The organism is Streptomyces sp. NPDC003032, from assembly GCF_053591415.1.
In genome coordinates this window covers 1-1,433 of the sequence record NZ_JBSFTT010000124.1, presented here as the reverse complement: position 1 = coordinate 1,433, position 1,433 = coordinate 1, and the positions used below count along the sequence as shown (strand labels likewise).

At 68.1% G+C, this 1,433-nt stretch carries 1 protein-coding gene; it reads right to left on the bottom strand.

The features are described 5' to 3' along the window. On the bottom strand, positions 1–1,397 hold a 1,397-nt coding region (locus ACWDZ7_RS42820; protein WP_451804381.1), incomplete at its 3' end, for an acyltransferase domain-containing protein. Positions 1,398–1,433 lie beyond the last annotated feature (36 nt).

The following is a 1,433-nucleotide window of genomic DNA, read 5'->3' as shown; positions in this document are numbered from 1 at the left end:
GCCACGGCCTCCACCGCCGTACGCACCTCGTCCCGGTCCCGGCGCATCGCCGGAACCAGCACCATCTCCGGCGCCTCATCAGCCACACACTCCGCACCCGAAGCGGCCAATCCACCACCCGGACCGATCTCCACACACACCCCGACACGCTCCCGGGCCAACGTACGCATTCCCTCGTAAAAACGCACCGGCTCACGAACCTGCCGCACCCAGTAATCCGCCGAACACAAATCCTCGTCAGAAATCAACTCACCCGTCACATCAGAAACAACCGGAATCCGCGACGGACGGAAATCAACCCCCTCCGCCACCTTCCGGAAATCCTCCAACATCCCATCCATCAACGGCGAATGAAACGCATGCGACACCCGCAACCGCCTCACCTTGCGCCCCCGCCCCTCCCACACCGAAGCCACCGCCGCGACCCCCGACTCCTCCCCCGACACCACCACCGACCGCGGACCATTCACCGCCGCCACCACCACACCCCCACCCACCGGCAACGACGCCGCCACCTCCTCCAACGACCCCCGCACCGACACCATCGCCCCACCCGCACCACCAAGCCCCTGCATCAACCCACCCCGCGCCCCTACCAACCGACACCCCTCCACGACCGAAAACACCCCACCCACACACGCACCCGCCAACTCCCCCACCGAATGCCCCAACACAAAATCCGCAGACACACCCCACGAACCCAGCAAACGAAACAACGCCACCTCCACCGCGAACAGAGCAGGCTGCGCCCACTCCGTCCGCCGCAACACCCCCTCACCCCCACCCTCTCCAAAAACCACATCCCGCAAAGAACCCCTCAACACCCCGTCAAACCCCGAACACACCTCATCAAAAGCCTCAGCGAACACCGGAAACGCCTCATACAAACCCCGACCCATCCCCACCCGCTGCGCACCCTGACCGGAAAACAGAAACCCGACCCGTACTCCGTCCTCACGGACCGCGCCGGCGGCGACGCGGTCGTCGCCGCCGAGCCATACCGACCGGTGCGAGAGCTGCGTACGAGCCGCCAGGGCGGCGCCGACCTCGGCCGGGTCGGTGGCGGGTGAGGCGGCCAGCCACTCCCTGAAGCGGTTCTCCTGCCTGCGCAGTCCGTCCTCGCCGCGCCCGGACACCACCCACGGCACAACCGGCAACCGGGGGCGTTGCGCGGGGAGTTCGCGGGCCGGCTCCTCCGGCGCCTCCTCCAGGATCACGTGGACGTTCGTGCCGCTGATCCCGAACGACGACACACCCGCCCGACGCGGCCGCCCCGCCACCGACGGCCACGGCCTGTTCTCCCGCAGCAACTCCACCGCACCCGCCGACCAGTCCACCTCCGGCGACGGAACGTCCACATGCAACGTCTTCGGCAGCACACCGTGCCGCAACGCCATCACCGTCTTGATCAGCGAGGCGGCGCCGGCCGCGGC